2 rRNA genes are annotated in these 518 nt (G+C 54.6%); both read left to right on the top strand.

The features are described 5' to 3' along the window. Positions 1–157 (top strand): 23S ribosomal RNA (locus ACFP3U_RS37090); the annotation flags it as partial. Between the two features lie 99 nt (positions 158–256). Next, positions 257–372, top strand: a 5S ribosomal RNA gene (gene rrf, locus ACFP3U_RS37085). The last annotated feature ends 146 nt before the right edge of the window (positions 373–518 follow it).

Raw genomic sequence — 518 nt, 5'->3', positions numbered from 1 at the left:
AAAGCATCTAAGCACGAAACTTGCCCCGAGATGAGTTCTCCCTGAGACTTTAAGTCTCCTGAAGGAACGTTAAAGACGATGACGTTGATAGGCCGGGTGTGTAAGCGCAGCGATGCGTTGAGCTAACCGGTACTAATGAACCGTGAGGCTTAACCTTACAACGCCGAAGATGTTTTGGCGGATTTGAGAATTTTCAGCTTAGATTCAGAGTTGAGTACGCAATATAAAGAATTGCATACTGAGCACAAAGAATTTGCCTGGCGGCACTAGCGCGGTGGTCCCACCTGACCCCATGCCGAACTCAGAAGTGAAACGCCGTAGCGCCGATGGTAGTGTGGGGTCTCCCCATGTGAGAGTAGGGAACTGCCAGGCATCAAACAAGTGAAGAGCCCATCCTGTCGGATGGGCTTTTTGCGTTTCTGTCGTCCGGCCAGCGTGCCGGCATGTCCCCCCGGTGGCGCTGCGCTTGCCGGGGCTACGGATCCGACACGGGGCTACGTCCCTGTGGCCGGACAAGG

Source organism: Kitasatospora misakiensis (assembly GCF_042656005.1).
Classification (GTDB): domain Bacteria; phylum Actinomycetota; class Actinomycetes; order Streptomycetales; family Streptomycetaceae; genus Kitasatospora; species Kitasatospora misakiensis.
The sequence above is the reverse complement of the archived record's forward strand: the minus strand, read 5'-3'. Positions and strand labels throughout refer to the sequence as shown.